This window comes from Micromonospora sediminimaris, from assembly GCF_016863575.1.
In the GTDB taxonomy this organism is placed as follows: Bacteria; Actinomycetota; Actinomycetes; order Mycobacteriales; family Micromonosporaceae; genus Micromonospora; species Micromonospora sediminimaris.
Genome location: NZ_BOPD01000002.1, coordinates 23,437 through 47,338, shown reverse-complemented (window position 1 = coordinate 47,338; position 23,902 = coordinate 23,437). Strand labels below are relative to the sequence as shown.

21 protein-coding genes are annotated in these 23,902 nt (G+C 70.5%); 12 read left to right on the top strand and 9 right to left on the bottom strand.

All coding sequences use genetic code 11. The features are described from left to right. Positions 1 to 38 precede the first annotated feature (38 nt). Positions 39 to 4,253 (bottom strand): HEAT repeat domain-containing protein, encoded by a 4,215-nt coding sequence (locus Vse01_RS00205; protein WP_170863317.1) that lies wholly within the window; start codon positions 4,251 to 4,253, stop codon positions 39 to 41. 211 nt (positions 4,254 to 4,464) lie between these two features. Here Vse01_RS00205 and Vse01_RS00200 point away from each other — a divergent pair, with 211 nt between their 5' ends. Beyond that, positions 4,465 to 5,505 (top strand): SCO2521 family protein, encoded by a 1,041-nt coding sequence (locus tag Vse01_RS00200; protein ID WP_093402103.1) that lies wholly within the window; start codon positions 4,465 to 4,467, stop codon positions 5,503 to 5,505. Here the strand turns inward: Vse01_RS00200 and Vse01_RS00195 are convergent, their stop codons facing one another. From Vse01_RS00195 to Vse01_RS00165, 7 genes are all read right to left on the bottom strand, one after another. Further along, complete coding sequence (locus Vse01_RS00195; protein WP_232511064.1) at positions 5,506 to 6,474, bottom strand: SCO2522 family protein; 969 nt, start codon at positions 6,472 to 6,474, stop codon at positions 5,506 to 5,508. Further along, entirely contained in the window at positions 6,474 to 7,403 is a 930-nt protein-coding gene (locus tag Vse01_RS00190; protein ID WP_093402101.1) for an SCO2523 family variant P-loop protein, read from the bottom strand. The genes Vse01_RS00195 and Vse01_RS00190 overlap by 1 nt, the downstream gene beginning before the upstream one ends. Continuing rightward, a complete protein-coding gene (locus Vse01_RS00185; protein ID WP_093402100.1) occupies positions 7,404 to 9,245 on the bottom strand; it encodes an SCO2524 family protein in 1,842 nt (613 codons plus the stop codon). 196 nt (positions 9,246 to 9,441) lie between these two features. After that, positions 9,442 to 10,236: an SCO2525 family SAM-dependent methyltransferase gene (locus Vse01_RS00180; protein WP_093402099.1), complete on the bottom strand. Its 795-nt coding sequence runs from the start codon at positions 10,234 to 10,236 to the stop codon at positions 9,442 to 9,444. Between the two features lie 236 nt (positions 10,237 to 10,472). Further along, positions 10,473 to 11,150 carry a hypothetical protein gene (locus Vse01_RS00175; RefSeq protein WP_093402098.1) on the bottom strand — a complete coding sequence of 226 codons (678 nt, stop codon included), beginning with the start codon at positions 11,148 to 11,150 and terminating at the stop codon, positions 10,473 to 10,475. Positions 11,151 to 11,266: 116 nt separating this feature from the next. Further along, entirely contained in the window at positions 11,267 to 13,630 is a 2,364-nt protein-coding gene (locus Vse01_RS00170) for a tetratricopeptide repeat protein (protein ID WP_093402097.1), read from the bottom strand. Positions 13,631 to 13,819: 189 nt separating this feature from the next. Further along, positions 13,820 to 14,440, bottom strand: a complete 621-nt coding sequence (locus Vse01_RS00165) for an L-threonylcarbamoyladenylate synthase (RefSeq protein ID WP_093402096.1) — start codon at positions 14,438 to 14,440, stop codon at positions 13,820 to 13,822. 85 nt (positions 14,441 to 14,525) lie between these two features. Here Vse01_RS00165 and Vse01_RS00160 point away from each other — a divergent pair, with 85 nt between their 5' ends. The 4 genes from Vse01_RS00160 (at position 14,526) to Vse01_RS00145 (ending at position 18,304) form a co-directional block, all read left to right on the top strand. Next, complete coding sequence (locus Vse01_RS00160; protein WP_093402095.1) at positions 14,526 to 14,924, top strand: hypothetical protein; 399 nt, start codon at positions 14,526 to 14,528, stop codon at positions 14,922 to 14,924. A 156-nt stretch (positions 14,925 to 15,080) separates the two neighbouring features. After that, the gene (locus tag Vse01_RS00155) at positions 15,081 to 16,181 is read left to right on the top strand and encodes a HesA/MoeB/ThiF family protein (RefSeq protein ID WP_093402094.1); all 1,101 of its coding nucleotides are present in this window, start codon (positions 15,081 to 15,083) and stop codon (positions 16,179 to 16,181) included. Then, positions 16,178 to 17,485 carry a zinc metalloprotease gene (locus tag Vse01_RS00150; protein WP_093402093.1) on the top strand — a complete coding sequence of 436 codons (1,308 nt, stop codon included), beginning with the start codon at positions 16,178 to 16,180 and terminating at the stop codon, positions 17,483 to 17,485. The genes Vse01_RS00155 and Vse01_RS00150 overlap by 4 nt, the downstream gene beginning before the upstream one ends. Before the next feature lie 216 nt (positions 17,486 to 17,701). After that, a complete protein-coding gene (locus tag Vse01_RS00145) occupies positions 17,702 to 18,304 on the top strand; it encodes a DUF6879 family protein (protein WP_093402092.1) in 603 nt (200 codons plus the stop codon). On the opposite strand, the gene Vse01_RS00140 is transcribed toward Vse01_RS00145, so the two are convergent. Then, positions 18,228 to 19,325, bottom strand: coding sequence for a flavin-containing monooxygenase (locus Vse01_RS00140; RefSeq protein WP_198413125.1), 1,098 nt, complete (start codon positions 19,323 to 19,325; stop codon positions 18,228 to 18,230). The two genes, Vse01_RS00145 and Vse01_RS00140, sit on opposite strands and share 77 nt — an antisense overlap. A 62-nt stretch (positions 19,326 to 19,387) precedes the next feature. Between Vse01_RS00140 and Vse01_RS00135 the strand changes: the two genes are divergently transcribed. The 7 genes from Vse01_RS00135 (at position 19,388) to Vse01_RS00105 (ending at position 23,883) form a co-directional block, all read left to right on the top strand. Further along, the gene (locus tag Vse01_RS00135) at positions 19,388 to 19,729 is read left to right on the top strand and encodes an ArsR/SmtB family transcription factor (protein WP_093402091.1); all 342 of its coding nucleotides are present in this window, start codon (positions 19,388 to 19,390) and stop codon (positions 19,727 to 19,729) included. 77 nt (positions 19,730 to 19,806) lie between these two features. Further along, entirely contained in the window at positions 19,807 to 20,493 is a 687-nt protein-coding gene (locus Vse01_RS00130; protein ID WP_093402090.1) for an arsenate reductase/protein-tyrosine-phosphatase family protein, read from the top strand. Beyond that, positions 20,490 to 21,149 (top strand): arsenate reductase ArsC, encoded by a 660-nt coding sequence (locus Vse01_RS29195; protein ID WP_093402089.1) that lies wholly within the window; start codon positions 20,490 to 20,492, stop codon positions 21,147 to 21,149. The genes Vse01_RS00130 and Vse01_RS29195 overlap by 4 nt, the downstream gene beginning before the upstream one ends. A gap of 22 nt (positions 21,150 to 21,171) precedes the next feature. Continuing rightward, positions 21,172 to 21,915 (top strand): aquaporin, encoded by a 744-nt coding sequence (locus Vse01_RS00120; RefSeq protein ID WP_093402088.1) that lies wholly within the window; start codon positions 21,172 to 21,174, stop codon positions 21,913 to 21,915. A 55-nt stretch (positions 21,916 to 21,970) separates the two neighbouring features. After that, positions 21,971 to 22,378: an arsenate reductase ArsC gene (locus tag Vse01_RS00115; RefSeq protein ID WP_093402087.1), complete on the top strand. Its 408-nt coding sequence runs from the start codon at positions 21,971 to 21,973 to the stop codon at positions 22,376 to 22,378. A 104-nt stretch (positions 22,379 to 22,482) separates the two neighbouring features. After that, positions 22,483 to 23,058 carry a GNAT family N-acetyltransferase gene (locus tag Vse01_RS00110; protein ID WP_093402086.1) on the top strand — a complete coding sequence of 192 codons (576 nt, stop codon included), beginning with the start codon at positions 22,483 to 22,485 and terminating at the stop codon, positions 23,056 to 23,058. A gap of 111 nt (positions 23,059 to 23,169) precedes the next feature. Next, entirely contained in the window at positions 23,170 to 23,883 is a 714-nt protein-coding gene (locus tag Vse01_RS00105; protein WP_093402437.1) for a siderophore-interacting protein, read from the top strand. Positions 23,884 to 23,902 lie beyond the last annotated feature (19 nt).

The following is a 23,902-nucleotide window of genomic DNA, read 5'->3' as shown; positions in this document are numbered from 1 at the left end:
CGACCAGCGACATCGACCACCGGCGACCGGAGGGCCGATCACGGAAAGTCGTCGGGGCTGGTGCCGGGTAGCGTGGCCAGCAGCTGACCGGCGAGCCCCCGTACCGTGGGATCGGGCGTGCCGGCCAGTCGGACGAGCAGCGGCCTGGTCCGGGTGTCCTCGCCGTAGTGCCGGGCGAGCGCGAGCAACGCGGTACGGCGGATCTCCCAGTCCTCGTCGTCGACCAGCCGCATCAGCAGTTCCCGTACCCCCGTCCGGTCGGCCAGGTTGGCCGCGAGTTGCTCCGCGGCTCGGCGGCGTACCTCCAGCGCCGGATCGTCGCGCACCAGACCCACCAGCAGCACCCGGACCTCCGGGTCGTTGCCGAAGTGCTCGCCGAGCGCTGCGGCGATGCGGGCCCGGATCGCCGGATCCCGATCGGCCAGCCGGCGCATCAGCCGCAGCGTCACCGCCATGGCGGTCTCACCTCGCGCGATGAGGCAACACACCGCCGCGTCGAAGGCCGCCGGATCGGTGTCGGACTCGATGCATTCCAGCAGCACGTCGGTCACCACGTCCGGGTCACCGTACGCGCTGAGGGTCTCCACAGCGGCGAGTCGGATGCCGGCGTAGCTGTCCCGGCGTGCCCGCCGCGACAGCGTCTCCACCAGCCCGTCGCTGCCACCGTCGCGGGCCAGCGCCTGCGCGGCCGCCCGCAGCACGTTCGGGTCGGGATCCCGGCGGACCTGCTCGGCGAGGCACTCCACCACCGCCGAGTCGAGCGGCTCACCGAGGTGGGCCAGGCTGCGGGTGACGCGGAGCCGGACGATCGGATCCCGTTCCCGGGCCGCCCGGCTGATGAGCAGCTCCTGCGTCGCGGGCCCGAGCAGCGGCCGGCCGGTGAGCAGGTCGACGGCGGCGAGCCGGACACCGGCGGTGGGGTCCTGGCGGGCCCGTTCCAGCAGCAGCTCGCCGGTGCGGTGATCCGGGTACGCCTCGGCCAGCGCACGAACCGCGGCGAGCCGCACCGTCGCGTCGTCGTCCGTCCGCGCCGCCTGCGCGGCGACCGCCCAGCCGCTGTCGTCGACCCGGTACCGGTCGGTCAACGCCGCCACCGCCGCCGCCCGCACCGACGCGTCCTCGTCCTGCTCGATCCGGTCCACCAGCCGGTCCCGGCACCGCCCGTCCGGGTCGTTGACCAGCACCAGTCGCTGTACGGCGACGGCACGGACCCGTGCCGAGGCGTCCGAACCGGCCAGTTTCAGCAGCAGCTCGGTGCCCTCCGCGCCGACCCGCCCCGGCAGCAGCTCGCACACCAGGCAGCGTCGCACCTCGTCATGGGAGTCACCGGCGATCCGGGACAGGGCACGCCCACGGGCCGTCTCGCTCTGCTCGGGGAGGGTGAGCAGGCAACGCAACGCGGACTGCACCACGCCGGGGTCGGTGTCGGTGGCCAGCAGTCGGTGCAGCGTCTCGGTGACATCTGGCAGGTCGAGACAGCGGGCGGCGAGCACCGTCACGGCGGCCCGCCGTACGCCGGTGTCCCGGTCCTCGGTCGCCCGCGTCAGCAGCAACCGTCGAATCTCCTCGGCCAGCTCGGACCGCCCGCCGAGGGACTGCACGGCGAGGGCGCGGACCGCCGCGTCGGCGGAACCGGCGAGTTCGCTCAGCGCCACGACCAGGTCACCGGCGGCACCGAAGTTGGCGACCAACGCGCGGACCGCGGCCTGGCGGACCGCGGTCGAGCCTTCCGCCCGGGCCTGTGCGAGCAGCAGGTCCTGACAGTGGCGGCGGCTGCGGCCGGTGTCGTCCAACCGTCCGGCGGCCTCCGCCAGACCGGCGACCAGCGCGATCCGCGCCTGCCGTTCGCGTCCCTGGCCGAGTTCCCGGACCAGCAACTCCTCCAGTTGCTCATCGGCGGTGGACAGCACCGCCGCCGACCGGGTGGCGAAGGTCGAACCGGAACGCCAGCTGGTGCGCACCCCGCGGCGGCGGAACCAGTGCAGGAAGACGGCCCGGCCGGGCCAGTGCGGCCCGAGCGCCCGGATCGAGGAGAGCAGCTCCTGCTCGGTGACCTCGACGAGGTTCGGATCGTCGGCTGAGATGCCGTGCTCGATCAGCAGCACGACCTGGCGGAGCACCGCCTCGCCGGCACCGGCCAGACCGGCCGGCTGCGGTGCCTCCGCCACGCACTGCGCAGCCAGCACCAGGTTCCACGGTGCGCTGGGCAGGTTCAGCGGCGGCCACGGTCGGTTGACCTCGGTGGCCAGCAGGGTCACCAGCTCGTTGGCGACCTCGGCGGGCAACGCGCTGGCGACCAGCCGTAGCACCTCCCGCCAGGACGGATCTGCCCAGTTATCGCGGAACAGCGCACGCAACTGGTCGATCCCCCAGGTGTCCGGGTCATGATCGAACCTGTCCACGATCTCCTCGGCACAGAAGAACTCCAGAAACGTACGGTGCACGAACCCGAACAGGCGCAACCCGTACCGTTCCAGGATGAAGCTGCGCTGGCGCAATTTGTCAATCATCGAGTACGCCATGGCGTGCGCGCGGTCGTTCTCGAAACCGTAGAACTCCACCAGGTGGTCCCGGAAGATACGCGAGAGCTCATCCGCCTCGATGTAGTTGCCGGCCGGCCCCGACTCCCGGCACTGCATCCAGAAGGCCAGGTGGCGCAGCAACCGCAGCTTCGCCTGCGGATCCAACGGCGGCACGTCGCCGTGGCTCTCCCGCAGTTGCTTGGTCACGTCCCATTCGGAGATCAGCACGTCGGTGACGTGCGCGTAGAGCCGGCGACGGTTGCGGGGCAGCGGGCGGTCCCGACCGACGATGGCCATGAGCATCAGCAGCAACGGATTGCCGGCGATCTCGTGCATCGCCCGGGATCGCCGCACCACGTCGAGGATCTGCCGCCGCTGCCGGTCCGCCTCGACCGACGGGGTCGGCACCACGTACTGGTACCAGTTGCCGAGGAAACGCGCGATCCGCTCGTCGTCGAGATCCTCCAGGGTGAAGTGGTCGAATCCGGCGTTGGCGAAGGTGTGCCGGAGGTAGCCGGCCGCCCGGGAGGTGACCACCGTGCGCACCCCGGGGTACTCGTTGGCGAAGGTGGCGATCTGCCCGGCCATCTCCTCCCGTTGCGCCGGATCGAACACCTCGTCCAACCCGTCGAAGAGGAACAGCGCCTGCCCGCCCTGCCGCAGGTACGCCTCAAGCACGTCCCGGTCGATCCCGGCCAGCCCCTGCTGGTGCCGGTGGCCGACGTAGTCCAACAGCCCGTCACACCGGCCGTCCCCGCGATGCGCGGCGTACGATCGCAGCTCGATCAGGACGGGAAGGTACCGGTCCAGCGCCGCCAGCCGGGGCTCGTCACAGACGCCGGCCAGCGTGAGGGCGAGGTAACGTGCCGCCGCCGATTTGCCGGAACCGGGATCGCCGAGCAGCACGATGGCCCGCCGCGCCGGGTCACAGACCACGTCGAACAGCGCCGACGCCTCCTTGGCCGCGTACTCCTCCCAGAGCCGTTCCACGTCCCTCGGGTCCACCACGCCGGGCAACGCGCCGGCGTCACCGTCCGGCCCGGAGCCCGCCCAACGCCACCAGGCCAACGGCATCTCCGGCCGGGCGTCCTCGTGCACCCGTGGCTCGACGAACACGTTGGACAACCCGACGGTGAGGTAGCCGATGGTGGGCCGGGGCGCGACGGCGTCCAGCGGCACCGCCTGATACCGCAGCCGCAGCTGCTTGTGGTACTGGCTGCGGACCGCCTCCGGCAGGTGGGTGTCGGGGTCGCCGGGCTCACGCGCCGGTGACCGGCCGCTGCGCACGTCGGCCAGCGCCACGGTGACCTTCGCCGACAGATCGTCCACGCTCGAGAAGAAGGCGCACAGGTGGCGTTCCTTCAACTCGTTGCGTAACGCCACGATCTGCTGCCAGTCGCCGTTGCGGTCGATCATGTCGACCGGCCAGGGCGTGTCCTCGGCGACCAGGAAGATCAGGCACGGCTTGCCGGCGGCGAGTGCCTCACGGTACTCCAGCTCGGTGATCGAGGACTCCTGACCCGGTGGCCGGTAACCGTAACGCCAGGCGAAGAGCCCGACGTAGAGATCACATCGGCGTACGTCGGTCAGGCAGCGTTCCAGGGGTGGACGGGCGTCGGCGCCGTACGCCTCCATGGCGACGTCCTCGATCTCGAGGCGACGCGCCACCGCGTGTACGGCCGCACGGTATTCCAGCAGGTCCTTTTGGGTGGCTGAAATGTAGACCTTCATCGACGGCAAACTCCAGGGGTGGCTGGCGACCGCATTCTTCAAAATATCAGCCGTCGTCACATCCATCCGGCCCGTGAAGTCCGCACCCCGGTCACATATCGGCTTTCCTGCCACGGATGGGCCTATGATGGCCGCGGGACGGATTCGATCCGGTCACCGGCCGCAGGTCCATGCCCGCCGGTGTCCCCCGTGGTGCCGATGCGGAGGAACCATGCTCACGGTGGGCGAGGTGCACACCAGCCTGCTACAGCACAGCACGGCGCTGGCGCAGGACCAGAGTGCCGAGGTGCTCAGCCTGGTCGAGGGTGAGGCGGTGCTGACCTCCCGACGTCCGTCGCTGTACGCGGTCTCACCCGACGTCCGTACCGGTGTGGACTGCTGGCTGCCGAGCGCGAAGAACCGCCAACTGCGGGGAGTTGGCGCGGTGGTCACCCGGGCCGTCATCACCGGCGGTCGGATCGTGCAGGCATCCTCCATCATCCAGGTCGTCGCCGGGGAACGTCGCCGGCCGTGGTCGCACTACCTGGCCAACTCGGGTGTGCTGGAGACGGTCGGCAAGCTGGACGCCGACGACCTGACGAGCGGGTTCCTGCACGGCAACGCCGCCGACGTGCTGAACCTGGACGCGATCACCGGCCGGGTGCTCGACAGTGTGCAGATGTCCGACCTGCTGGACCGACGTCCACCGCTGCGTGCGGCGCGCACCCGGCTGCGGTGGACCGCCCAGGTGCATCAACAGCCGGGCGAGAACGCCACGGCGGACGTGGCGGTGGACTCACCGACGCTGCGCACCGTGCGACTCACGGTGAGCCCGCAGGACGTGCCGGCGGCGGTCGCCGGCCTCTGCGAGGATCTCGCCCTGCACGACTGGCTGCTCACCATGCTGTCCGCCCTGGTGGAAGCCGCGGTGACCCGCGCCGGCTCGACGCAGGAGCACATCGAACGGCTGCGGCCGGTGCTGGAGCACCTGTTGCATCTGTGGCTGCCCGGTGCCCGCGTCGACCCACGGCTGCGGCCGATCTGGGACCGGCTGGAGCAGGTACCGGGGTTCAGCCGGCAGTGGCAGTCCTCGGTCAACTGGATCCGGGATCAGATCACCGTCGGCAACATGGCCATCCTGCGCGACCTGGCCGGTCGGGCGGCCGTCGGCCAGCCGTGTGGGCCCGCCCCGCTCACCGAACCGTTCTCGGCCGCCAACCGGGGCCCGTCGGACCGCAGGGTCGGTCGCGGTGCGCAGGCGCCACGCGGCTGATCAGTCGCCGATGAACACGTAGCTCAGCCGGTCGACCAACTCGTCGGGCAGTTCCAGGCCCTCGCTGCCGGCCCGCTTGGCGACCTGCCGCGAGACCGCGGGTGGCACCGCCACCTGCCCGAGGATGGTCCGCACGGCCAGCTCGACCGGGAGGTACCGGGTGTCCATCATCGTCACGGTGCGGTACCCGCAGAACGGTGTGGCGTCCGGATTCAGCTGGACGATGGCGGGGAGGCGGTCCCAGTCGGTCGGCAGCGGCTCGTCGGCGGGAAGGCGGTACGGCTGGGTGATCGTCTGCCCCCGGTGCCGCAGCACACCCAGCCGGGTCATCTGCCACACCGAGGCGAGCAGCGCACAGGCCCACACCCGGCGGTCCGGTTCGCCGGACCACAGTTCGATGTCGACGAAGATGGAGTGCGGCGCGTCGCCGGACTGCAGCGGCGGTGACCACGGTATCGGCAGCGTCATCGCGGGCGCGTCGGCGTGCCCCGGCGAACGCTTGCCGTTGGACAGCCAGCCCGACTCACTCAACGGTGGGCGGCTTCCCGTGGTGTTGCGTGGTGGCTCCACGACCAGGGTGTCCACCACCAGCCGGGCCAGTTCGACGTCGTCGTAGCGGGCGAAGCTGGATTCGCGGGCCACATAGTCGAGCATCAGCCCGTGCTCCGCCGCGGCCTGCTGTACCTGCGGGATCACCTCGCGCGGCGTGGCGAACCTGTGGAAGTAGTCGTCGACGAGGAAACAGGTGCTGATTCTGGGTTGCCGGTGGGGACGCAGCCCCCGGCGGGCCAGCGCCGGGATCGCCTGCGCCCAGTCCGCGATCCGGGCGAACTTGCGCCGTAGGTCGCGGCATCCGTCGCCGAAGTCCTCGGCGTAGACGTGCCCCAGCTCGACCGAGAGATGCGAGTACGGCACGCTCTCCGTCCGGCGTACCGCGGCTGCCTCCTGAAACCTGACGTCCACGCTCATCACACGGTCTCCCATGCGGTCTCGTCGAAGAGCTTCTCGGTCAGCTTCACGAAGGCGTCCACGGTCCCGGCGTTAGCGATCTTGGCTTGCACGTCATTGTCCGAGATCAGCTGCTCGCGCCATTGCAGGAGTGGGTCCAACGGCACCGCGCCGAGCAGCGTGGTCCGTCCGAGGCCCCGCTTGCTGGCCTGTTCTTTCAGTTCCTCGTGGCATTTACGCAGAAACGCCTGCTGCGCCAGTTCGAGATGGCCGACTTCCGGCCCGCGCGAGTCGATCACCGCGGTCCGCACGAACCGCAGCGACTCCCGTAGCCGGTCCGGCTCGTGGCCGTACTCCTTGCCCATGGCCAGGATCCCACCGGCCTCGAAGGCGAGATCCGCCGCCGCCGCCACGTGCTGCGGTGTCCAGCGGTGGAAGACCAGCCACCGCACGGTCACCTTGCGCAGGGTCCGGTTGGCGGTGGCGGCCAGCGCGATCTGGCTGGCGTACGAGCGACCGGCGCTGAGATCCACCAGGGTCAGGTCGAACTCCTCCTCCAGCCGGAGAAAGAGCTCGGCGCAGCGTCGGCCGATGTCGTCGGTGAAGCCGAACTCGCTGCCGTTGCGCTGCCCGGGCAGCAGCACCAGCGAGCTGGAGCGGGGCGGTCGTTGGCGCAGGCTGACCCGCTCCGAGGTGCCCCACACGTCCAACTGCTCGGGGGACGGGATCTCGCCGCGAAGGTAGCGGTGGAGGCCACCGCCGTTCGGGCCGGCGCCCTCGATACCGTTGGTGGCCTGGGGGATCTGGAACGTGATGCCGGCCGTCGGCGAACCGAAGTCGTAGTCCAGGTAGCAGGTGGAGCGGCCGGAGAGCGCGCTGCGGTAGGCGATGTTCGCCGCGGTCACCGAGCGCCCGGTGCCACCCTTGTGCGACGTGACGAAAACCAGCATTCAGATCCCCTCGCTGGCCTTCTGTTGGCCGGTGGTGATGTCGTTCAGCTGTAGCAGCAGGGTGCTGGCCAGCGCGGCGGCCGTGCCCGGTTGGTCGTCCACGAGCGACTGCGCACGGCGCAGCGTCGCCCGGATGCTGCGCATGCTGCGTTGCATGGCCTCACCGGCGAACGTGCCGCTCATCAGCTCACGGTCGAACACGTACTCGGCTTCGTCGATCAGGTCCTGGGCGTACGTGGCAAGGTTGACCGCGCGGGGGAACGGCCGCTCCCAGAGCAGCTGACCGGCGTTGACCAGGGCCTGCACGACCCGCTCGGTCAGGTACCAGGAGGGTGCCTCGGGCAGCGGAGCCAGCCCGGGGAACGCACCACCGGCGTGATCCCACAGCCCTCGGTGCCGACCTTCGGGAATGCGCCGCAACAGCAGGTGCTCCCACACCTCGTCCGCGAGTTCGAGCAGCTCGCTGCGGTGCCGGGCATTGTTCAACAGCCCGGCGACGGTGGTGGCCCGCTGCAGCAGCACCGTGGAGAACTCGTTGACGTTCCACGTCATGATCGGTTTGGAGGTGGCGTCGTTCAGGGTCACCTGCTTGCCCGGGGCGTGCACGACCAACGCGGCCTCGTTGGGCGAGGCGCGCCTGGTGATCCGGCCTCGCTGTGCCAGCTCCACCAGCACGTTCCCGATCCGCCCGAACTCCTCGTCACCGCCGCGGCCGCTGGCGACCAGCCCTTTCACCGCCAGCGACGTGGCCTGCAGGGTGTAGTAGTCGGTCCGGTCGCCGTCGGTGGTACGCCAGGGAATATCCTCGATCGGCCACCGTCGCCGGTTACCGAAGGTGGCCACCGTCGCCCAGTACCTCCGGGTCAACTCCCAACGCAGTTGCAGGATCCGGAACAGGCGCTGCTGTTCCTCGTTGAGCAGGCCGAGCAGCCGGGTACGTTCGGAGTTGAGGTCGTCGATGGCGTCCACCGCGATGACGGTGAAGTACAGGTAGGGAGCGTTCTCGGCCGAGCCCGCGCGTTGCGGGCCGATCGGCTCCGTCGTCGTGACCTCCTCGGCACCGGCGATCGTCCCCCACGACCAGCCACACTCGAAGAGCATTTCACTGCTGTCCAGATCCTCGGTGACCTGACCGGATCCGACCACGACATTGCGCAGGCTCGCCATGGTGTCCCGCAGCTGCGCCCGCAACGCGGTCACCACCTCACGGCGTGGCAGCTCGTCCTGGTTGACCATGTCGCAGAGCCGGACACCGAACTCGTCGGTCGCGGCAAAGACCGAGGTGCTGAAGCTGCGCAGCAGCCCGACCATGGCCGCGGTCAGCCGGATGCTGGCCATCTCCTCCAGCTTGTCCAACTGGGCCCGCAGATCGGCTCGCTGGGTGGAGGGGCGGTAGATCTTGACGAAACCGATCGTCGCCAGGGTGAGCGTGATCGACACCGCGAACGAGTCGACCACGTCCATGGAACGCTGCTCGTCGGTGAGGTCCGGACCGCCCTCGACCGGGGTGAGGTAGCTGCCACCACCAAAGGTCGGCGCGCCGCTGTCGTCGGTGTAGCGGACGAAGTACTCGGTCATGATCTTGACCAGTCGGCGCGGAATCTCTATCGCGCCGCCGATCGCGCCGAAGGCGTCGATGACCTCCTCGTCGATCCGGTCCGGATCGTCGAGCGACAGCACCGGGATCTTGGTCGCCGGCAGCAGCAGGGTCAGCAGTTGCTCCGCGTCGCTGATGGAATTGGACCCGCTCCGGCCGCCCCAGTCCCATTCGCCGTTGCGAAGACAGCTACGCACCGTGGCCCGCCAGATGTCGAGAATTTCCTGGCGCGGCTGCATCCGCATGGTCCACCACCGTCTGCTGTAGTCGTCGAAACGGAGCTGCTGATGTTGCCTGACCCACGATGATCCACGATGACGTGCACCCATCATCGTATCCCTGCCGGAGCGTGACCTGAACGGCCGTGCGTACCGATGTCCCGCAGAATTCAGCCGGCCCAAGTGTCCAGGTGAGAGGGATGCGGGGCGGCGATATGCGAGGTCAGCCGCGGCTACGTCCGGTGACCAGCAGCATGCCAAGATACCCGTCGCGCAACGACGGCGTGGGGCGCACCTCGTGCATGTCCACGTCGTACGCTCCGGCCGCCATGCTCGCCACCACCTCCGCACGGTGCAGTTGCACTGCCGGAAACCAGTGCTGCCCGACGCGGTAGCCGTTCGAGCCCAGCATGAATGCCGCGGCGAACGGCGAACCGGGACGCAGCGCTCCGAGGAACCTGCCGATCGCGCTCTCCGCCTCGACCCGGTCGGCCGAGATCGAACAGGCCACAAAGAACATGGTGCCCGCACTCCAGACCCGCCTGGGCAGGTCGAAGACGCTCAGCTGCGACACCCGACCCACCCGGGCCAGGTGGCTGCGGGGGTCGGTCAGCGCCGCGTACGCCGCGTGTTCCGCACACACCTGCCAGTACGCGTCCCAGCACTCGTCATAGCCGCTGATCTGATCACGCAGCCAACGCACATTCGCGGTGGAATATTCGCAGAGTTCGACGCTGCGGGCGAATGGCAGAAGCGACAGCGTCGGGTAGAGGTTTGCGCCTGAGCCGACGTCGACACAGTCTGCGCCGGCAATCTTCGCACCCGCGAAAAAGTCTCTTATCCGACAGAGGATTTCACGATCATCATCGCGCAGGACCGAGTAGTTGTGCTGGACGTAGGCGCCCGGGTCGAACCCGTCCCACTCGACCTCGGAATTGACCGTTCGCGGGGACTCAACTCGTGGCGGCGGGGTCGACGGCCCACTACAACCTGCACCAGCCGCCGGAATCAATGCCATGGAGGTGCCTCCATTGAAGTCGGCAGATCACTGTGGTCGTTGCCCCGACGCACGCAGCCCGTTGCCCATTATGCATCGGATGCGATACCGATTCGCAAGTGTCGACGTTGACGCGACTCGATCACCCGGGTCGGTATCGTCGCGCCGCCGATGGTGATTGATCGCTGTAAACCACAGTGGTTCCGGCCGCCACTGTGGACCGCGATCAGCAAACGGAGCCAGCTGGATGAATGCGATCAGCCGCCGGCACCCTCGGCGGAGCCGTCCGGACCGAGCGCGCCCTCCACCTCGCCGACATCGAGGTGCACGTGCTGGTGACCCTGTCCGGCGTCGATGTTGACCTGGTCGAGCTGGGTCGCCGCGACCGACCAGGTGGTGACGGCGAGGGTCGCCTGCCGCGCGGCCAACTGCATCCGCTCCGCGCGCCCGACAGTCGGACCGCCGAGTGCGAGAGCGACCGAGTCGACCGCGACGGCCACCTGGTCGACGGCGCTACGCAGCCCGCCACGGGCGACGTTGGTGGCGGTCATGCCCGATGGCGGGTCGGCGAACTGGGCGACCAGCCGCCGCATGGTCTGCTGCCACTGTTCGACCTGGGCCCGCTCGGGCGTACGCCCCGCCTCGGCGTCCTGACGGACGGCGCGGATGATCGGCGCAAGTTCCTCGCCCGTCCGGTGAGCCATCTCGGTGAGTTCGACAACCTGCTGCGCGTCCCGCTCGGCGTCGGCCTGGCGCATCTTCGCCACGCTCGCCTCCGTCGGGTCCGGCCGACCCACAGCGTGCCCGACCAGCCCGCCGGCCGGGGCCGCCACCAGGACCGCCGCTGCGGCGGTAGCGACGATCCACGTCCTCTTCCGGTGCTGCCGCGCGGGCGGAGCGACCAGGTAGGAGGGCCTTCCGGTTCGACGGGACATGACACCCCTCGCATCGACGGCTGTTGCCTGGGAGCGTAGCTGTCGTGCCAAGCGACGTCGATAGTTTCCAACCCACCAGCCGAACTTTCGCCTGGAGCAAACGAAAGCTGCTCGGTCTAGCCCTCGGCCGGCGCGCCCAGCCGGGCGAGCGCGCTACGGGCGCGGGCCTGTTCCTCGGGCCTGTCGATCTCAGTCGCCAGGGCCAACGCCTCGACATGCCGCGCGACCGCCTCGTCGCGTGCGCCCTGCCCGGTCAGCGCCCGCCCCAGCCCGTTGAGCACGCACGCCTCGCCGTACCGTTCCCCGATGTCGCGGAAGAGGGCGAGGGCCGGTTCGTAACACTCGACGGCGTCCGCGAACCTGCCCAGCGCGACGTAGGCGTCACCGAGGTTGTTCAGCGCGGTCGCCTCGCCGCCGAGATGCCGCAGCTCACGGAAGATCGTCAGGGCCCGGCCGTTCTGGTCGACCGCGGTACCGGGGCGGCCCAACCGTTCGTGGACGGCACCCAGGTTCGTCAGGGTGTTCGCCTCACCGACCCGGTCGCCGATCTGGACGAAGCGGTCGAGCGCCAACTCGTGGTACCCACCGGCGCGCTCCCAGTACCCGGCCGCGCTGTGCACCACACCGAGGTTGCCCAGCACCCGGGCCTCCCCGCGACCGTCACCGGCCGCGCGGAACAACGGCAGGGCGCGTTCCAGATGCCCGATCCCCTCCGGATAGCGGCCCAACTGCCAGCACACCACACCCAGATTCGTCAGCGCGGTGGCCTCGGCGACGGTGTCCCCGAGCAGCCGCGCCGCGTGCTCGGCCTCGGTGTGCACGGTGATCGCATCGGCCGGATAACCACCGTTGTCGAGATAGACGTACAGGGTGCCGGCGAGCCACACGGCGTGCTGCGGCCAGCCGTTGCGGGCCGCGTGCACGCAGACCGCCACGAGGGTGGCACGCTCCGCGTCCAGCCAGCGCAGCGCGGTCCTGGCCTTGTCGAGCACCGGGACGGCCGGAGGTGGCTGAGGCAGTGGCGGTCGACGGTGACGCTCGGCCGGATACAGCGCTTCCATCGCCGCCGCCGCGCTGTACAGGTAGTGGTCGAGCAGACGGGTCAGGGCAGCCCGACGATCCGCCGGCCGGTCCTCCTCCCGGCCGCGCTCCCCCGCGTATGCGCGGACGAGGTCGTGCAACGCGTACCGCCCGACGACGGGCTGCTGGACCAGGTATTCGGCGGCGAGATGACGCAGGTCGGCTGCGGCGGTGGCCGGATCGGTGTCCAGCAGGGCCGCGGCACCGTGCTCGTCCAGATCCGCGCCGGGCTGCGCGGCCATTCGCCGCAGCAGCGTCTGCCGCCGGTCCGGCAGGTGCTGGTACGACAGGTGCAGCGCCAACTCCACCCCGCTGTCGAGCCGGCGGTGCCGGTGCCGCTCGTCCAGCCGGTCGGCGTGGTCGGTGACCGTCCACCCGGGCCGTGAGGCCATCTGACCGACGACCACACTCAGCGCCAACGGCAGGTATCCACAACGCAAGGCGACGCGCTGGTGCGCCGACGGATCGCTGCCCACCGCCACGCCGGGGTGCGACCGGACCAGCAGCCGCTCCGCCTCCTTCGGCGTGAACAGGTCGAGGTCGAGATGCACCGCCTCGTCCAGGTCGGCGAGCCGGCGCCGGGAGGTGATCAGCGTCAGGGTTCCGGCCGAGCGCGCCAGGAGCGGACGAACCTGCTCCGCGCCGGCCGCGTTGTCGAGCACGACCAGCACCCGCCGACCCGGGAGCCGCTCGGCGAACGCCGCCGCGCGCTCCGCAAGGCCGAACGGGATCTCGTGGCCGGACATGCCCAGCAGGCGCAGGAAGCCGTCCAGCACCGCGCCCGGCTCGGCCGGTGGCTGCCCCGGATCCGGGTGGTAGCCGCGCAGGTCGACGAAGAGCGTCGTGTCGAAGTGCCCCTCGTCGACAAGCAACTGGCCGGCGCGTACCGCGAGGTGGGTCTTGCCGACCCCGGCCATGCCGGCGAGCACGCAGACCTCCGCGCCGCGCCCAGCCGGGCCGGGTCCGGCGGTCAGCACGGCCAACTCCCGGAGCCGGGTCAGCTCCGCCTGACGGCCTGTGAAGGCCCCCGCGTCGTCGGGCAGCCGGTCGAGCACCCGTACCTGGGCGGCTGCGGTCGTCTCAGCGAGACTGACCCGTAGCGCCTGTCGCCAGTGCGCGAGGTAACCCGTCTCGTCGTGCAGTGCCTGCACGACGGCGAGCATCAGATCGGCGTTGATCCGCCGCCGCCCGGTCTTGAAGCAGTCCACGACGGTGCCTCGGCGAGCCATCTCATCGGCGGGGCGACCGTCGGCCCGCCACCGCTCGTTCACCCGCCGGGTGATCGTCTCGTACGAGGGATCACCGGCCCAGAGCTTGAGCGCCCGTAGGCAGCCGATCAGTTCGTCGAGGCTGTGGGCCGTGCCCGGGTCGGGTGGCCCGTTGGACACGGCAGCCTTCATGACACCCACGAGTTGCGACGATAACAATCGATCCCGTGACACCCCATACGGAATCGTTTGGACTTCGCTGGCGGGTCAGAAAGACGTGTTGGGATCAGGCGGGGTGACGGCCGCCACGGGGTACGGGGGCGTGGCGGCCAGCAAGTCGTCAGGCCACCACCGACGCAGCCCGGCGGACCTGCCGGAAGGTCAGGCGAAGCGGGCCGGGTCGCCGGCGCCCACCCGGACGATCTCGGGCTCACCGCCGGAGAAGTCCACCACAGTCGTCGGTTCGGTGCCGCAGTCACCCGCGTCGACCACCGCGTCGACGGCGTGGTCGAGGCGCTCCTTGATCTCCCAGCCCTGGGTCATCGGTTCCTCGTCGTCGGGCAGCAGCAGGGTGCTGGACAGCAACGGCTCGCCGAGCGCGTCCAGCAACGCGCGGGTGACCGGATGCGCGGGAATGCGTACTCCGACGGTCTTCTTGCGGGGGTGCCACAGCCGCCGGGGCACCTCCTTCGTGGCGGGCAGGATGAAGGTGTAGCTGCCGGGGGTGGCCGCCTTCACCGCCCGGAACACCGCATTGTCCAACTGCACGAACTGCCCGAGCTGGGCGAAGTCGCGGCACACCAACGTGAAGTGGTGGCCGCTGTCGAGGTGGCGGATCTCCCGGATCCGGTCCATACCGTCCTTGTTGCCCAGCTGGCAGCCCAGGGCGAAGCAGGAATCCGTGGGGTAGGCGATCAACCCGTCCCCGCGAACGATCTCGACCACCTGGCCGATGGTGCGCGGTTGCGGGTTGTCCGGGTGCACGTCGAAGTACCTCGCCATGGGCGAAGCTTAGGCCGCCCACGTCCGCTGTCGCGTTGCCGACAGTGGCACGCTCAGGCAGGCGTCGACGCCCATCGTTGTCTCTATGGTCGTACGCGCACCCGGCGGCGGCTACGGGGACATGCTCCGGCCTCCCACGACGCCGACCCCGGTCCGGGTCACCGTGCTCGCGTTCGCACTGCTGGCACTGCTGTTCGCGCTCGCGACGGTGCACCGGTCGCTGGCCGCGAAAGGCTCCCTCGGCGCCGTCGCCTTCTTCGCCGCGATGGCCACCGCGTGCGCCCTGGTCGCGGTCAGCCTGGCGGCCCGCCGCCGCTGGGCGCCGTACCCCGCGTACGCCCTGGCGGGACTGCTGGCCGCCGCCTCGCTGGGACTCTTCGGCGCGATCACGATCGTCGGCCTGGGCCTGTTCGCCTGGGTGACGGTGGCGCTTAACGCCCGATCTTCGCGGGACTGGTTCGGCCGGCGTGGTCGGCTGCGCTGACCGTCCGGTCCCGGCTGCGCCACCGCGACCGCCATGGCCGACCCACCGGCCGGCCGCACCGGGCGGACGGTCCTAAACAGATTGACAGGCGTGCCGGCCCTCGACAGGCTGGGCGGGCAGGACGTTGTCAGCCGACGTGGCACACGGGGAGAGGCCATGAGGCGTCCACGCGTCAAACCTGAGCACGCGCCCTACCGGATCGCCGACGGCCGGATCCGGATCGGCGGCCCGACGTACGGCATCGCCGCCGAGGTGGCGGATCCCAGCGGCGCCATCTGGTGCCTGCTGGAGAGCATGGACGGCAGCCGCAGCGTGGCGGAGATCGTGCGCCACGTGCGGACGGCGCATCCCGACCATCCGAGCACCGACATCCGCGCCGCCCTGCAACTCTTCGTCGACTCCGGATACGTCGAGGAGGCCGACGCGCCCGACCCGCCCGAGCTCAGTGCGCGCGATCGGCAGCGTTTCGACCGCAGTCGGGCGTACTTCCGCTGGATGGACCTCGTCCCCCGGGACAGCACCTGGGAGCCGCAGGTCGCCCTGAGCCGCGCGACCGTCACCGTGATCGGGCTCGGTGGTACCGGCGGGATCGCGGCCATGGCGCTGGCGGCCAGCGGTGTCGGCCGGCTCCGCTGCGTCGACCCGGACGTGGTCGAACTGTCGAACCTGAACCGCCAACTGCTCTACGTCGAGCAGGACATCGGTCGGGCCAAGGTCGATGCGGCGGTGGACCGGCTTCGGCAGTTGAACTCGACGGTCGAGGTCACCGGGCTCCGGCAGCGGGTCACCGGCACCGAGCAGGTGGCGGCCCTCGCCGCGGAATGCGACGTCCTGGTGCTGGCCGCCGACCGGCCACCGGCGCTGCGGCGATGGACCAACCGCGCCTGCCTGGCCACCGGCACCCCCTGGGTGGACGCCGGCTACCACGGCCCGCTGGTGCAGGTCGGGCGGTACGTGCCGGGCACCGGACCGTGCTGGGAGTGCGTCCGGTGGGCCGATGCCGAGCAGCACCACGCGATCGGTGTCCGACACGCCGACACGGTACGGCGCAACGCGGCGGTCGCGAACGCGGTTGCCGCACCAACGGCGGGAATCTCGGGTCACCTGGCGGCACACCATGCCATGGCGTTGATCACCGGCGTACCGGCGCTGCCGGCCGGGCGGGTCGACGCGGTCAACCTCCTGGCCCCCGACGCGACCTTCGTCCGCGACGACCCACGCCGACCGGACTGCGCCGCCTGCGGGACGCCGGCATGACCACCCCCGGGGTGAGCGGACGCGCCACGCCCGGGGCAGCCGCATCCGCGCCGCAGGCGTCCGACCCGAAGCCGATCGCCGACCGCAGTCGGGTCCGGCTGCACCGGCTCCACCTGCGTGCCGAGGGCAACTCCTGGGTCGTCGGCCGGGTCGACACCGGGTCGTTCGTCCGACTGCCGCCGATCGGGCACCGGGCCATCACGCTGCTACCGCAGACCACCGTCGGCGAGGTGCGCACCACGCTGCGGGAGGAGAGCGGCGCCGACGTGGACGTCGCCGAGTTCGTCTCCGACCTGGTGGACCTCGGTTTCGTCGCGGAGATCGACGGTCGACCGCTGCCGACGGCGCCGGTACCCAGACCGATGTTGCCGTGGCTGCGTCCCCGGCACGTCCGCTGGCTGCTGCATCCGGTGGTCCCGCTGATCGCGGGCGCCGTGGTGCTCGCCGCCGCGGTGGCGATCGGACGCGACCCCGTGCTGGCGCCACGCCACCAGGATCTGCTCTGGAGCGACAGCGGCGGGCTGATCCTACTCGGCAATTTCGGGATCGTCTGGACGCTTATCGGTCTGCACGAGTTGGCTCACCTGGTCACCGCCCGCGCGGCCGGGGCACCCGGTCGGATCAGCTTCGGTACCCGTCTGCAGTTCCTGGTCGCGCAGACCGATGTCAGCGGCGTGTGGGCGGCACCCCGCCGCGACCGCCTGGCCGTCTACCTCGCCGGTATCGCGATGAATCTGGTGATCTACGCCGGAACGGTGCTGGCGCGGGCCACCGGTGTCGCGGGTCCAGCCGATGGCCTGCTCGCGGCGGTGGGCCTGCTCTCGCTCGGTCTCGTCCCGGTCCAGTTCCTGGTGTTCATGCGCACCGACATCTACTTCGTGCTCCAGGACGTGACCGGCTGCGCCAACCTGTACGCCGACGGCTCGGCCTATCTGCGACACCTGGCGGGATGGCCGGTGCGCCGGTTCCGGTGGGCAGCCGACCCGGGCGAGGACCCGAGCCGGCGACTCACGGCCCGGGAGCGCCTGGCGGTGCGGGCGTACGCCGTCGTGCTGGTCGGTGGGACGGTCGCCTGCCTGGCGGTGGCGGTTCTGGTCACCCTCCCGGTGGCGGTCACCGTACTGACCTCGGCCATCGGCGCCGTGCTGGCCGGCGGCTCGGCCGGCGACCTGTTCGACGCGTGCGCGGTAGCCGCCGTCAGCGTCGTCTTTGTCGTCCTGTGGACCCGTGCCTGGTGGCATCGCCACGGGCACCGGGTCCGACGGGGGATCAGCCGCCATCGGCGGCAAACCGGAAGGAGGTGAACCGCATGCAGAAGACGGACGGCCGCAAGGCCGACAAGCCGCAGGCCGGCAAGCTCGACAAGATCGAAATCCGCAAGCTCGACAAGATCGAGACGACCGCGCTGAGCAGCAACCCGTCCGGCTGATGCCGAGGGACCGCCGGCTCGACGCGATTCCGGTCGCGCCGAGCCGGCGGCCCCCGGGAAGGTGACGGTATCGAGACAGAGAGGTGAGGCCGTGCGGGATCTGCTCAATCAGGCGACCGGGAGACGGCTGGCGCGGGAGGAGTACCTGACGGACTTCTGGGAGCGGTTCTGGGCCGTCGACGGCGCGCACATCTGGAAGCTGGAACGACGGCAGCACTTCCAGGAGCCGGGCTACGCGGTGTGGGAGGCGTTCGCCCGGGGCGACTGGCCGGAGTCGATGCGGCTGCTCCAGGCCGACCGGCAGCAGATAGCCGCCGAGCACCGGCGGATGGCCCGGCACGCGATCAGGCTGCACTGGGTTCGGGTGGTGGAGCCGCCGCTGAGCGAGTACGTGCGGTGGAACCTGCACGTGCTGCGGATCAGGGCGGAGTGCGGCACCGATGTCCGGATCGTCGGGCCACCACAGGTCGCGCCACTGGAAGTCAGCGAGCCGCTGCCGGAACTCGTCGCGGTGGCCGACGAGACGCTCTACGAGGTGCGTTACGACGTCGACGGCGTACTCGTCGGCGCGGACCGCTACGCCGACGCGGACCTGGCCCGGGCGTGCCGGCAGGTGGTCACCGACCTGCATCGGGCGGGCGAGCCGCTGGCCGACTACTTTCCCCGCGTAACTGCGCGACGACCGCGTTCATGACGTGTGCCGCATCGCGTCCGACACCGCGCAACGTGTTCGAGGCGAAGGAGCGCTGGAACTCCAGGCCAAGGTAGGCAAGGCCGGCATGGGTCGTCGACACTCCACCGACCTGCCGGGGTGCGTTGCGGTCCACCCCGAGCGGACTGAGGTAGTCGAGGTCCGGGCGGTAGCCCGTGGCGAAGATGACAGCATCGACCTTTTCGGTAGTGCCGTCGCGCCAGCGCACACCGTCGGGGGTGAAGGCGGTGAACATCTCCTGTCGGGGCAGCGCACCAGAGGCGAGGGCGTCGCGGTAGCGGCCGGTGTCCAGCACGGCGGCGTGCCGGATCAGCCGGGTGACGGCGGACCGTGGAAGGCGGTCCGCGCCGGTGACATGTAGCCAGTGGTGCAGGTCGCGACCCCGGATCCGCTGCGGCAGAAACCGGACCGGCTCTCGGGTGGCCAGCGTGGTCCGGGCGTGCATGGCCAGTTCGTAGGCGACCTGGACGGCGGAGTTTCCAGCGCCCACCACCACGACCCGCCTACCCGCGTACGCCTGTGGCCGGCGGTAGTGGGCGACATGGCGTAGGTCTCCCGCGTAGTCGGCTTGGCCGGGCAAGCTGGGCAGGTGCGGTCTGCCGAAGGAACCGGTAGCGGCGATGACACCGGCGGCGGGTATTTCGTCGCCGGTGTCGGTTCGGACGAGGTATCCCCCGTCAGCACGGCCGTGTACCGCGACGACCCGGGTCCGGTTGCGGATCTCGGCGTCCAGCACCCGCGCGCAGCGTCGGAGGTAGGCGACCACCTCGTCCCGGTGAGGGTAACGGTCAGGGTCACCACCGAAGGGCAGGCCGGGCAGGGAACTGTAGCGGGCGGGCGAGAAGAGGGTGAGGCTGTCGTAGTAGTCCGGCCAGGACCCCACCGGCTCGGCGCCAGCGTGCAGCACGATCGGTCGCAGACCAGCGGTGAGAGCGGCGCGGGCGGCGGCGAGGCCGGACTGGCCTGCACCGATGACGATGAGAGGGTCGTTGGAGGGGCGCACGCCGCGACCATATCGTCATTTCGTTGAATGACAAAATGGCTGGTTGAGGGAAAGGTGGAACGATGAGCGACAGCGCCGCCGACACATCCCCCGGGACGCCGGTCACCGACGGAACCGATTGGCACCTCGCACCGCAGACCCAGGAGTTCCTGAAGGCCCTCGGCAGCCCCACCCGACAGCGGATGATGATGCTCTTCTCCGCCGGCGCGGAACTCTCGGTAGGGGAAGTGGCCGAGCGGGTCGGCGTCAGCCAGGCCACCGCGTCGCAGCAACTGACGCTACTGCGACGCGGCGGGATCGTCAGGTCACGTCGCGACGGCAAGACCGTGCTGTACCGGGCCGACCCAGAGGGCGCCCTGACCGCCCTGTCGGACCTGCGCTCCTATCTGACGAACTGCTGCTGAATCACATCGGCCGAGGAGTTGCGGCCACCCGGAACACAAGCTTGACGGGCGAGAATTAGTCAGCAATAGTTGAGTCTATGGAGGTTGAGCTTTCTTCGTTGGCGGCGCGAGCGCGCACCCATGCCGCACTCGGTGACCCGGCGCGCCTGGCGATCGTTGACGCGCTCACCCTCGGTGACGCCTCGCCCGGCGAGATCGCCAACCGGCTCGACATGCCGACCAACCTGGTCGCCCATCACGTCAAGGTCCTCACCCAGGCCGACCTGGTGGTGAAGGTCCGCTCCGAGGGCGACCGACGGCGCACCTACCTCCAGTTGCGCCCCGAAGCACTCGCCGCCCTCGCCACCCCCCGGCTGACCGGGGTCGGTCGGGTGGTCTTCGTCTGCACTCACAACTCGGCCCGCTCGCAGCTCGCCGCCGCGCTGTGGCGACACCGCACCCGCGGTGCCGCCGCCTCGGCCGGCACCCAACCGGCGGCCCGGGTCCACCCCCGCGCGGTCGCCGTGGCCCACCGCCACCACCTCGACCTCGACCCCACCGGCACCGCCCACGTCGCCGACGTCGTGCGCAGCGACGACCTCGTCATCGCCGTCTGCGACAACGCCCACGAGGGACTGACCGACCAGCTACGCCCCCGGCTGCACTGGTCGGTGCCCGACCCGGTCCGGATGGACACCGACGAGGCGTTCGAGTCCGCCTACGCCGACCTCGCCGACCGGGTCGCCCGGCTCGCTCCCGCCGTCCTACCCGGAGACCCACGATGACCCACCTCACCCGCAGTTCCCGACCAGACCTCTCGGTCGATCAACGTCTGGCCCTGCGTACGGCCGCAACCCGCCTCGCCGAAGAGTTCCACGGCACGTACGGCACCGAGACGATCGAACGTTTCCTGCACAGCAGCTACAACCAGTTCGCCGTCGACGGTCGGATCCCCCACTACCTGCCCCTGCTCGCCGAACGCTTCGCCCGCCAGCGACTACAGGCACTGGCCCGCGTCGAAGGCCACCACCGTGACGGCCGGCCCGTCGTCCTGTTCCTGTGCACCCACAACGCCGGCCGCTCGCAGATGGCTCTCGGGTTCCTCACCCACCTGGCCGGCGATCGGGCCGTGGCCTGGTCCGGTGGCAGCGAACCGGGCACCGAGATCAATCCCGCCGCCGTGGCGGCCATGACCGAACGCGGTATCGACATCTCGGACGAGTTCCCCAAGCCCTGGACCGACGAGGTGGTCCGCGCCGCCGACGTGGTGATCACCATGGGCTGCGGTGACGCCTGCCCGGTCTTCCCGGGGACCCGCTATGAGAACTGGGACCTTGCCGACCCTGCCGGCCTCGACGTCGACGATGTCCGGCCGATCCGCGACGAGATCGAGCGGCGGGTACGGCGACTCCTCGACGAGTTGAACGTTCCCACCCGATAGCCATCGAGGAGAAGCACAACCGATGACCATCGCGCTCCCGCGGCGCCTGCTGGCCGAGTTCACCGGCACCGCCCTGCTGGTCACCGCCGTGGTCGGCTCCGGCATCATGGCCACCGACCTGTCGCCGGACGACGTCGGCCTGCAACTGCTGCAGAACTCGATCGCCACGGCCTTCGCCCTCGGCGTACTGATCCTGATGTTCGGGCCGGTCTCCGGCGCTCATTTCAACCCGGTCGTCTCCGCCGCCGACTGGCTGCTCGGCCGCCGCTCGGGCACCGGGCTCTCCCCCCGGCATCTCGCCGGCTACGTCGCGGCACAGGTGACCGGGGCCATCGCCGGGTCGGTGCTGGCCAACCTGATGTTCGACTTGAGCGCGGTCAGCTTCTCCGGCCGGGACCGCAGCGGTGGCAACCTGTGGCTCGGTGAGGTCGTCGCCACCGCCGGCCTGGTCCTGCTGATCTTCGCGTTGGCCCGGTCCGGCCGCGCCACCGTGGCGCCGGCCGCCGTGGGCGCCTACATCGGAGCCGCCTACTGGTTCACCTCGTCCACGTCGTTCGCCAACCCCGCCGTCACGGTCGGCCGGGCGTTCACCGACACCTTCGCCGGCATCGCCCCGACGTCCGTACCGGGCTTCGTGGTGGCCCAGGTCGTCGGTCTCGCCGTCGGTGTCGGCCTACTGGCGGCCCTCTACCCGGACGCCGGTGCCGCCGCCGACCAGGTGGTCGTGCCGGCCGACGACCAGGCGACCGCGAGCCGACACCCATGACCTCCACGCACGACCGACCGCCAGCCACGACCCCCGCACCGCAGAAAGGCACCTCGTGACCGACAAGCCCAGCGTCCTGTTCGTCTGCGTACACAATGCCGGCCGATCGCAGATGGCCGCCGGCTGGCTGCGCCACCTCGCCGGCGACACCGTCGAGGTCCGCTCCGCCGGCTCCGCGCCCGCCGAGACGATCAACCCGGCAGCCGTCGCGGCCATGCGCGAGGTGGGCATCGACATCACCAACCAGACCCCCAAGCTCCTTGAGTACGCGACTGCGGAGTCCTCCGACGTCATCGTCACCATGGGTTGCGGTGACGCCTGCCCCGTGTTTCCCGGCAAGCGCTACGAGGATTGGAAGCTCGACGACCCGGCCGGCAAGGGCGTGGCGGCGGTGCGCCCGATCCGTGACGAGATCCGTACCCGGGTCGAGCGGCTGCTGGCCGACCTGCGACCCGCAGCCTGACCAACGCCGCACCACGCCGCGTACCACCGACCCGATCCTCCAGACTTGCCCGAACGCCGACCGGCTGGTTAGGTATGCCTAACCAAAGTTCGGGGAGGGTTCACATGTCGTCGCCCGCTGTGTCCGAGGCGATCGACGGTCTGCACAGCGCCGTCGTCACCACCGACCAGGTCGACATCCCGGCGCTGGCCGAGGTCTACCGCCGCGTGCACGCCGCCGACCTGCACCTGGTCGACCACACCGTGCCGACGGTGGAGGAACGCCTGCGGCGGACCGCCGAGGCCCCCGGTTTCGAGGCGGCGCTCGGGTACGTCGACGGCCGGCTCGTGGGGACGGTCATGGGTTGCCCGCTACCACCGGAGACCCTCTGGTGGCGCGATCTGACCTCCGCCAAGGATCCCGACCTGGCGATCGAGTGGCCGGGCCGCACCTTCGCGGTCTGCGAGGCGTTCGTGCTGCCCGAGTACCGCCGCCACCGGCTCGGATTCCGGATGACTGTCGAGCTGCTGGCCCGACGGCGCGAGGAGCGGGTGTCACTCGCCGTCGCCGAGACCAACACCCGGGTGTGGCACGCGCTGCAACGAACCGGGTTCGACCACGTCGGCGACCTCGTGCCGTTCCCCGGCTGGCGCTCGCACCGGATGTTGGTGCGGGCACTGCCACTTGCCGCTCGGCCCTGAGCCCGACGCCCACGCCCGCCCGTCAGCAGTCGCCCGGCCTCGCCCGGGGACGTGCCATCGAGGGTCGGCAGGCTCCTCATCGCCCGAACCGCATCCACAGTGGAGAACCGTGTGAAACGCAACTGGGAAGCCCTCGTACTCAAGGCGTTCGGGGGCCGGAACTTTGAGCTGACCGTCCTGGAGAACGAACCCGTCGGAGACCGCTACCAGCGGCTGCTCGTCGACGGGGGCGACCTGCTGCGTACCTGCGGTGTGCACCCCACCATGTGGATCCGGCTGTGGTTCGACAACGAGGGCCGACCCCACCAGCGGGCATACACCCTTGTCGACCCGGACGCGGACAGCGGGCGCTTCCAGCTCGTGTTCGCCCTGCACGACGGCTGCGCGGCGCGCTGGGCCACGACGGCTCGGCCCGGAGACACCATCGAGGCGACCGTGCAGGGCAGCTCCTTCACGCTCCCCGAACCGGTGCCCGGCCGGCTCTACCTGGTCGGCGACGCGGCGTCCCTGCCTGCGGTCAACAGCCTGCTCGACGCCGCCGGGCCGGTGTCGGCGAGCATCTGGCTCGAGTACGCCCATGATGGCGAGCGGAACCTGCCGCTGCGTACCCGGCCACACGACGAGGTGGTGTGGGTGCCGCGCCGCGACGAGGGTCAACACCTGGTGGACACCGTCACCGCCGCCCTGACCGCCGCTCAGGAGGACGGCCTGTACTGGGTGGCCTGCGAGGCGGCCAGCACCCGCAGCATTGTCAGACACCTGCGGCGAGGGCTGGGCGTCGGCAAGGAGCAGGTGGCGGCGCTGGCCTACTGGCGCGCTCGGTGACGGCCCATCACCGAGTCGG

Bases quoted from the DNA above. Each gene is read 5' to 3' on its own strand.
- Vse01_RS00190 (WP_093402101.1), bottom strand. From the start codon at position 7,403: ATGCTGGTTTTCGTCACGTCGCACAAGGGTGGCACCGGGCGCTCGGTG.
- Vse01_RS00205 (WP_170863317.1), bottom strand. From the start codon at position 4,253: ATGAAGGTCTACATTTCAGCCACCCAAAAGGACCTGCTGGAATACCGT.
- Vse01_RS00135 (WP_093402091.1), top strand. From the start codon at position 19,388: ATGAGCGACAGCGCCGCCGACACATCCCCCGGGACGCCGGTCACCGAC.
- Vse01_RS29195 (WP_093402089.1), top strand. From the start codon at position 20,490: ATGACCCACCTCACCCGCAGTTCCCGACCAGACCTCTCGGTCGATCAA.
- Vse01_RS00120 (WP_093402088.1), top strand. From the start codon at position 21,172: ATGACCATCGCGCTCCCGCGGCGCCTGCTGGCCGAGTTCACCGGCACC.
- Vse01_RS00175 (WP_093402098.1), bottom strand. From the start codon at position 11,150: ATGTCCCGTCGAACCGGAAGGCCCTCCTACCTGGTCGCTCCGCCCGCG.
- Vse01_RS00110 (WP_093402086.1), top strand. From the start codon at position 22,483: ATGTCGTCGCCCGCTGTGTCCGAGGCGATCGACGGTCTGCACAGCGCC.
- Vse01_RS00165 (WP_093402096.1), bottom strand. From the start codon at position 14,440: ATGGCGAGGTACTTCGACGTGCACCCGGACAACCCGCAACCGCGCACC.
- Vse01_RS00200 (WP_093402103.1), top strand. From the start codon at position 4,465: ATGCTCACGGTGGGCGAGGTGCACACCAGCCTGCTACAGCACAGCACG.
- Vse01_RS00150 (WP_093402093.1), top strand. From the start codon at position 16,178: ATGACCACCCCCGGGGTGAGCGGACGCGCCACGCCCGGGGCAGCCGCA.
- Vse01_RS00130 (WP_093402090.1), top strand. From the start codon at position 19,807: ATGGAGGTTGAGCTTTCTTCGTTGGCGGCGCGAGCGCGCACCCATGCC.
- Vse01_RS00185 (WP_093402100.1), bottom strand. From the start codon at position 9,245: ATGCGGATGCAGCCGCGCCAGGAAATTCTCGACATCTGGCGGGCCACG.
- Vse01_RS00170 (WP_093402097.1), bottom strand. From the start codon at position 13,630: ATGAAGGCTGCCGTGTCCAACGGGCCACCCGACCCGGGCACGGCCCAC.
- Vse01_RS00180 (WP_093402099.1), bottom strand. From the start codon at position 10,236: ATGGCATTGATTCCGGCGGCTGGTGCAGGTTGTAGTGGGCCGTCGACC.
- Vse01_RS00160 (WP_093402095.1), top strand. From the start codon at position 14,526: ATGGTCGTACGCGCACCCGGCGGCGGCTACGGGGACATGCTCCGGCCT.
- Vse01_RS00195 (WP_232511064.1), bottom strand. From the start codon at position 6,474: ATGAGCGTGGACGTCAGGTTTCAGGAGGCAGCCGCGGTACGCCGGACG.
- Vse01_RS00155 (WP_093402094.1), top strand. From the start codon at position 15,081: ATGAGGCGTCCACGCGTCAAACCTGAGCACGCGCCCTACCGGATCGCC.